Consider the following 7723-nt stretch of genomic DNA (forward strand, 5'->3'; position numbering starts at 1 on the left):
CGCCCGCCACCTCCCGGGAGGGCAACCGGGGCGCCCCTAGGGCGCCCCGTTTGCCGTCTCACCAGCCGACGAAAAATCCTTGCGGCTACCCGCCCTGCCCCAGGACCCGGGCAAACGCCCGCGTGCCTTCCTCCAGGCTCAAACCCTGCCGCAAGATGGAAAATATTTTCCCACCTTGACCCCGAAAGGGATACGGCCCTCCCGGTCACCGGTGGAGAATCGCCTACTTTCCAGCATTCGACGGGAAGCGCTCCCGCGGCCCAGGTCTGGCATGTTCTTTGCTCAGCTTCAGGCAGCCCCCCTTCTCGAGGCCTTCCCATGCCCATGCGCGCGCCCCTGCCCGAAACCGCATTTCTCAAGCTCCCGGCCCAGGTGACCCCCGAACTCGCCCGTTCCTGCGCGGACAAGATGAGCCTCTTGTTCCAGGTGCAGCTGCTCGGCCGAGCCGTCGGGGATGTGGCAAGTGCCTTCCGGCTGTTCCTCGACCTGGGCGGCGACCTCGTCTCGTTCGATCGGGCCCTGCTCCTGTGGCACGACGACCCCGTTGCGCCCCTGGAGCCGGTGGAGAGCCGGGGGTTCGGCCCCGAGCTCCCGCTTTCGGCCCACTGGGACCGGTTCCTCCCCGAGGAGCCCCGGGAGTGGGGACGCCCCTTTCTCCTGGGACCGGAGCAGCCCTTGCCTCCCGCGCTCGTCGTCGCCATGGCCGAAGGGCGCTGCACCAGCCTGCTCTCCATCCCCGTCTATGCCGCCGACCGGGTGCACGGCGTGCTCCAGCTGGTCCGGGAGGGCCAGCCCCCGTTCCGCACCGAAGACGCCCATCTGGCCGGGGTCTTCGCGCTGGCCTTCGAGGGCGTCTTCGACAGCCTGGGGGAGAGCGGCAAGCGGCGGGAGATCGCCTACCTGGACCGGCCCACGGGGCTCTTCAACCGCCGCTACCTGGAACAGCAACTGGAGCGCGAGGTGGACCGGGCACGCCGCAATACCGAGGCCGTATCCCTGCTCCTGCTCCAGATCGGCGGCTGGGAGGCGTTTCGCACCCGGGAGGGCCACGCCGCAGCGCAGGCGCTCCTCGAAGAGGCGGCCAGGACCCTCGGGAGGGTCTGCCGAAAGAGCGACACCCTGGCCCGCTACCAGGACGAGGTGTTCGCCGCCATCCTGCCCCGCACGCCCAAGGCAAGCCTCGGGGTCGTCGCCCAACGCATCTTCGAGGGACTGGAAGAAGCGGCGGACGCCGGCACCGAGGCACCCGACAGGGGGGTGACCTTCCACCTGTGTGGCGTCGCCTATCCCGACGACGCCGTCACGGCGGAGGCGACCCTGGAGGCGGCCCTCCACGGACTCGAGAGGGCCAAGTCCCTCCCGGGCCGCCACTACTTCCAGTTCCCCTCCCCCCCCCCCGAGACCCGCTCCGAGGAAATCCTCGATCCGGGCCGCACCGGCCTGCTGCGGGAGGCCACCCTGGAGGTGCCCGCCCTCCTGCGGCTCTTCACCCGCCTGGCCCTGGACGCCGTGCCGGCGGACCGGGTCTCGGTGATGGTTCGGGAGGGCGACGACCTGGTGATCCAACTCGCGGTGGGATTCAACGGGCAGGACGAGGTGGTGCGCACCAGCCGCGTTCCCCTGAGCCGGCGCACGATCTCGGCCTGGGTGGCCCAGCACCGCCGCCCGCTCCTGGTGCAGTCGCGAACCGAGGCCCAGGACCTGCCCTGGAACGAGGGGGCCAGCTATCGGGGAGATTCCTTCTTCTCCTACCCCCTGCTGCGGGAGGGCGAGCTTCTGGGCGTGATCCACTTCAGCAATCGCTTCGACGGAGCCCCCTTTACCCAGGCCGACGTGGACCGCTTTGCGCCCGTGGCCGAGTTCCTGTCGGGATACCTGGAGGCTGCCCGGTCCTTCGGTGGGGTGCGAGAGGAGTTCCTGCGGCAAAGCCTCTTCTCGCTGGTGGACCTGATGGAGAGCCAGATCCCGGGGATGGAGGGCCACTCGGCACACGTGGCGGACCTGGCTCGGGCCACCGCCCTGCGGCTGGGGCTCGGTGCGCCGGAGGCGGAGCGGCTCTGGGTGAGCGGCCGGCTCCACGACCTGGGCAAGGTGAGCTACCGCACCGGCGTGCTCGCCGAGGCCCGTTCCCTGAGCCCGCGGGAGCGGGCACTCACCCAGCGCCACCCCCTTCTGAGCTGGAAGTTCCTGGAGGGGCTGCCCGTCCAGGGCATCGACCGGGACGCGATTCTGTATCACCACGAGCGGGTGGACGGAACCGGCTATCTGCACAAGGCCGGCGAGGAAATCCCCCTCTCGGCCAAGATCCTCGCCGTGGCCGAGGTGTACCAGGCCCTGACCTCGACCCGGCCCTACCGGCCGGCGATACCCCCGAACCAGGCGGCCGCCTACCTGGACGACCATCGCGACACCCTCTTCGACCCGAGAGTCGTGGAGGCCCTGATCGGGGTGGTGGGTTCGCCTCGGGAGGCGGCGTCAGCCGCGTAGCACGGTGTGGTCGGGGATCTGCCGGGGCCCTTCCAGGCGTACGTCGCCCACCACCGACACCCCCTGCCCGAACCCCACGTCGCCGCTCACCTCGAGGGAGCGGGCGGACAGGAGCCCCAGGGGCTGGGGGATGCGCACATCCAGGTCGGCCACCGAGCCGTAGTAGCGAGGGTCCAGGCGCACGAGCGGAGGCCCCAGGGCGGGGTCCCGGCGCGGGTCGGGCTCCAGGGGGGAGGCCGAACCCTCCCGGTACACGTCGCTGCGCCGCACCAGGAGGTCGTCGGTGGTCTTCACCGGCGCAAAGCGGCCGCGCGACACCAGCACGCCCGCCGCAGCCCCGAAGCTCCCAACCGCGGCCCCCATCGCGGTCTCCAACTGGGCCACCCCGACCCCACCCACCGTCTTGCGGTTCACGATCAGGGGCAGCGCGGGCCCGCCCTGCCGCAGCAGGTCGCGCAGCGCCTCCAGGTTCACCCACACGTTGTTGGTGTTAAACACCGGGAAGCGCTCCGGATCCTGGAAGTGCGCCCCGTGCTCCTCCGGCACCTGGGCGAGCTCCAACAGCTCCAGCCGACCGCCCCGGCGTACCAGGGTGCCGCCCTTCACGTCGGCCTGCGTCCGCGGGGTGACCTCCAGGGCAAACGCCGCCCCATTCCGGGCGAGGTGGCCCAGGATGCCGGCGTGGGGCGCCGCCCCCAGGTTGTCCGCGTTGGACACGAACGCCCACCGGATGCCCCGCTCCAGGAGGCGCTCCAGGAGCCCACCCGCGTGCAGGGCCAGGTAGAGGTTGCCGTGGCCCGGGGGGGCCCACGCCTCCGGGTCCTTCGGGTCGCCCAGGGGCAGGCCGTCCGCCTCTCGGATCCGGGGAAAGCGGTGCTGCACGAAGTCCAGGGGCAGTCCCTCGCCGCGGCCGGCGCCCAGCGCCAGGCCGTAAGGGGCCAGGGCCGCCAGGGATTCCTCCCGGGTGTGGAAGGAGTGCATGAAGAGCACCGGAAAGGGCGCGCCTGCGCCCTGCCGCCGGCGAAGCACGTAGCGGGCGATGAGGTCGAGGAAGGTGTAGGCCCCCTTCACCGGCACCAGGCTCTTGGCCCGGTCCATGCGCATCGAGGTCCCCAGGCCCCCGTTGAGCACGATCCACACCAGCCGATCCAGGCAGGCCTCCCCCGCCTCCCGGCAAAGGCTCGCCTCGTAGGCGTCCGCCCCCACCAGGGTTTCGACCCCCACGGCTTCGATCTGGGCCCACGCCACCTTGCCCGTGACCCCACCCCGGTACGCGCGATACATCTGCTCGAAGGCGTGCACCGCGGCCTGCGGTGCGCCGTCCGCCCGAAACCACTCTCGAAACCTAGCCAGGGCTGCCTCGACGCCCATATGCCCACCTCGTTGCACCGCAGCTTGCGAAGTAAAAGTGGCATTCCCCGGGGGGCCCCTCGCCCCTTCTCTTCGTCAGAGGAACGGAGGAGTCGCCGGGAGTTGCAGGCTTCCTGCTTCTACCGGGCCGATCCTCTTCCGTCAAGCAGAGGCCTCCTTCCCGCTTGTGCTTCCCTCCCATGGGGGTACCCTGCCTCCCATGGGATACCGACCGTCGTGGGAGACCTATCGCCGGCGCCGCCAGCGCACGGCCCTGAAGCGGCGGGGCGCACAGGCCCTGGAGGTTCCCCCCCCCTGCCGCAGCGGGAGCGGGGAGGTTCGCGTGCTGCCCTTGGTGGTGGAGCCCGCGGAGACCGCCCTGGGAGACCTCCTGTGGGGGCTCGCGTGCCGCGTGACCGCCTACCCCGGCGTCAAGGGCATGCTCTACCACCGTGCCGCAGAGCGGATCCTGGTATGGATCGTGGCCCCCTGCCCCATGACCCGCCCCCTTCGCCTTCTGGCGGCCACCTGGTCGCGGGAGCTGGCCCAGGCGGATCCGAGCCACCTGTGGGCCCTGCGGGTGACGCAGGGAAGACCCGACGCCGACTCCTTCCGGTGCCTCTTCTGGCGAGAAGCCTGAGGGGCACAGGGAAGGGCAACCCCGGCCCGCGGCCGGCGCCACTGCGTCCGGGACCGGGAAAACCCCCGGATGTCCTTGAGGAGTGACCCCTCCATGCCATTGGTGCGCCACGTCGGCATCCTCACGGGCGGGGGCGACTGCCCCGGCTTGAACGCCGTCATCCGGGCGGTGGTGAAGTCCGCCATCCTGGATCACGGCCTTCGCGTCACGGGCTTCCTCGACGGGTTTGCAGGCCTGCTGGAGGACCGCCGCTGCGAGCTCAGCTTCGACGACGTCTCCAACATCCTCACCCAGGGGGGCACCATTCTGGGGGCCTCCAACCGGGACAACCCCTTCCGCGTCCCGATCCACGGACCCGACGGCGTCCGCCACGAGGACCACTCGGACCGCGCCGCCGAGACCCTGGAGCGCCACGGGGTCGATGCCCTCATCACCCTGGGGGGCGACGGCACCCTCTCCATCGCCGACCGCTTCGCCCGCAAGGGGGTGCCGGTCATCGGCGTTCCGAAGACGATCGACAACGACCTCTCGGAGACCGACGTAACCTTCGGGTTCGACTCCGCCCGCGCCATCGCCACCGAAGCCCTCGACCGACTGCACACCACCGCCGCGTCCCATCACCGGATCCTGGTGCTCGAAGTCATGGGCCGAAACGCCGGCTGGATCGCCCTGGAGGCGGGGATCGCCGGGGGCGGAGACGTCATCCTCATCCCCGAGATCCCCTTCCACTACGAGAGCCTGCGGGAGAGCATCCTGCGCCGCACTCGCCGCGGGCGGCGCTCCTCCCTGGTGGTGGTCGCCGAAGGCACCCCCAGCCCCGGGGGCGGCTCGGTGGTCCGAAAGCTCGTGGAGGGAAGCCACGAGCCCGTGCGCCTGGGTGGCATCGGCTCGGTGGTGGCGGGGGAGCTCGAGAACCTCCTGCCCTTCGAGGTGCGCTACGTGGTGCTGGGGCACCTCCAGCGGGGCGGCTCCCCCACCCCCCTGGACCGCATCCTGGGGACCCGCTTCGGGGTGGCCGCCCTCCGGGCCGCGGTGGACGGCGCCTGGGGAACCATGCCCGCCCTCCAGGGGGACCGCATCGTGCGGGTGCCCCTGGCCGACGCCGTAGCCCGCCTCAAGACCGTAGACCCGGAAGGCGAGCGCGTCGCCGTGGCGCGCAGCGTGGGGGTGGTGTTCGGGGACGAACGAAGACTGTGAGACCCCGGGGGAGACCGCGGCCACTCGGACGGGAAGGGACCCAAGGGACCGCAAGGACCCCAAGGACGGCCCCGTCAGGAAACCCCGCCACCCCCGTCACCCGTCACCCGTCACGTCTCACCAGAACCCACCACCTAATCTAGGGGCGGGGTTCGGGAGCCCCGGAGCGTAGTCCCGTACCGCATCGACTGATCCGCCCCAGTCCATGGAAACCGGTGAGGCCGGGCACACCGGTTCCGCGAGGGACCCCTCCTCCAATTGCCGCGGATTGCGGGGCGAAGCGCAGGGGCTCCCGGACCCCGCTTACCACCCAGGCGGTGGATCGCGGCTCACGCCCGCGCTTGACACCGCCCGGCGCCCTCTGGCATACGTACCAATCACAACTCAATAGTTTCCGTCCGCCGGTGCCCGCGAGGGCTGAAAAGGGAAGTGGGGTGCAAGGCCCCCGCGGACCCGCCGCTGTGAGCGAGGACGAGGGGTCACGGTGCCACTGGCCGCGAGGCCGGGAAGGCGACCCCGAGGACGATTCGCGAGCCAGAAGACCTGCCGGGCCGGACACCCCACCGCAGCCTCCCCGGGCCCAAGGGAGGGTGGGACCTCGAGGCGCTTCGAACACGGGAAGCCCGCACCTATGTGCGGGCTTTTTTGCGCGCTTCGACCTTCCCCCCGCGCCCCGGAAGCGGCTGCACTGCGAGAGGAGACGTCCCATGCAGCACGCAACCGTCCTGTACCTGGCCGACGCCCGCGCCCTTCCCGCCCACTGGGACGAGGAAGGCGCCCTGGCCGAGGCGGGCCTCGACCCCGAGTGGACCGAGGTGGCGGCACCCCTGCCCGGCTACGACTCGCCCCAGGAGGCGCAACTTCGGCTCGCGGTGCGGGGTGCGGGCCGCATCGACGCCGCCAGTGCCCGCTACGCAGCCGGGCGCCTCGAGCTCGGCGCGGCCCGGCTGCGCCTCCAGGGCCGCCCATGAGAGCCCTCGCCGCGCTTCTCGCCCTGGCCCTGGCAGTATTCTCCGCCCCGCTTTCTGCACGGGCCCAAGGCTCCCAGCTCCTCACCCGCACCCTGCAAGACCGGCCCGCCGTCGTCATCGCCGCTTTCGGCACCAGCACCGCCGCTGAGGCCACCTACGGCGTCTTCGAGGCCCGCCTCCGGGAAGCCCTCCCCGAGCTCGAGATCCGCTGGGCCTTCACCTCCGAGGTCATCCGCGAGCGGGTGAACGAGCGGCGCCGGACCGAGGAGCGAACGGACTTCCTCCCGAGCCTGCAGCAGGCCCTCGCGGACCTGGAAGCCGCCGGCTACACCAAAGCCGCGGTGCAGCCGCTGCACATCTTCCCGGGGCAGGAGTACGACGAGGTAGTGTCCATCGCGTCGCGCTTCCCGGGGCTGCGGGTGGAGATCGGAGACACCCTTCTCCACCGCTGGGAGAACGTGCGCCACGTGGTCGAGGCCGTTGCCCGGGACTTCCTCCCCCCCGAGGAGGGGTGCAACGTGCTCGTCTCCCACGGCACCCCGCTCACCGCCTCGCCGGCGAACATCGCCTACTTGGGGCTCGAGCGGCACCTGCCCCGCGCCCACCCCAACGCCTTCCTCGGCGTCGTGGAGGGCATCTTCGCCGCGGAGGACGCCCTCGGCTCTGCCGCCGCCTGCCCGGGCTCCCGGGTGCGCTTTCTGCCCTTCATGTACGTGGGGGGCGAGCACCTCATGCGCGACGTCATGGGCGAGGGGGAGAGTTGGAAGAAGGTGGTGGAGGCCGCGGGCAAGACCGCCGAAGCCACCACCGTGGAGCACCAGGGCCAGACCCTCTACAAGGGCCTGGGCTTCCACCCCGAGGTCAACGACCTCTTCCTCGACTCCCTGCGCCGGGCCCTGGCGCGCCTGTAGCCCCCGCAAGAGCGGCCTTTCGTCCCGGGGGAGGCAGCGTCCTCCCCCGGTTTTTTCTGGCTCTGTTCCGATCTGTGTGGGTTCGCATAGCGGCTGAGAGCTCGCGAATACGGCCGTTTCACCCGTAGGGGCGCACAGCGTGCGCCCGCCCTCGGGCCCACCCCGAA

Annotated in this window: 6 protein-coding genes and 1 riboswitch; of the genes, 5 read left to right on the top strand and 1 reads right to left on the bottom strand. The window is 71.3% G+C overall.

Going from position 1 to position 7723, the window contains the following annotated elements; genetic code table 11:
* The first annotated feature begins 318 nt into the window (after positions 1-318).
* Positions 319-2487, top strand: coding sequence for an HD domain-containing phosphohydrolase (locus AB1578_20325; GenBank protein MEW6490241.1), 2169 nt, complete (start codon positions 319-321; stop codon positions 2485-2487).
* On the opposite strand, the gene AB1578_20330 is transcribed toward AB1578_20325, so the two are convergent.
* The gene (locus AB1578_20330; protein MEW6490242.1) at positions 2476-3858 is read right to left on the bottom strand and encodes a UTP--glucose-1-phosphate uridylyltransferase; all 1383 of its coding nucleotides are present in this window, start codon (positions 3856-3858) and stop codon (positions 2476-2478) included. The genes AB1578_20325 and AB1578_20330 overlap by 12 nt on opposite strands.
* A 199-nt stretch (positions 3859-4057) precedes the next feature.
* Between AB1578_20330 and AB1578_20335 the strand changes: the two genes are divergently transcribed.
* The 4 genes from AB1578_20335 (at position 4058) to AB1578_20350 (ending at position 7556) form a co-directional block, all read left to right on the top strand.
* Positions 4058-4477, top strand: coding sequence for a hypothetical protein (locus AB1578_20335; protein MEW6490243.1), 420 nt, complete (start codon positions 4058-4060; stop codon positions 4475-4477).
* Between the two features lie 93 nt (positions 4478-4570).
* Positions 4571-5674: an ATP-dependent 6-phosphofructokinase gene (locus tag AB1578_20340; GenBank protein MEW6490244.1), complete on the top strand. Its 1104-nt coding sequence runs from the start codon at positions 4571-4573 to the stop codon at positions 5672-5674.
* A 385-nt stretch (positions 5675-6059) separates the two neighbouring features.
* A riboswitch (cobalamin riboswitch) is annotated at positions 6060-6240 on the top strand.
* Between the two features lie 141 nt (positions 6241-6381).
* Positions 6382-6645, top strand: a complete 264-nt coding sequence (locus tag AB1578_20345) for a hypothetical protein (GenBank protein ID MEW6490245.1) — start codon at positions 6382-6384, stop codon at positions 6643-6645.
* Complete coding sequence (locus AB1578_20350) at positions 6642-7556, top strand: sirohydrochlorin cobaltochelatase (protein ID MEW6490246.1); 915 nt, start codon at positions 6642-6644, stop codon at positions 7554-7556. The genes AB1578_20345 and AB1578_20350 overlap by 4 nt, the downstream gene beginning before the upstream one ends.
* Positions 7557-7723 lie beyond the last annotated feature (167 nt).

This window comes from Thermodesulfobacteriota bacterium, assembly GCA_040756475.1.
Classification (GTDB): domain Bacteria; phylum Desulfobacterota; class Deferrisomatia; order Deferrisomatales; family JACRMM01; genus JBFLZB01.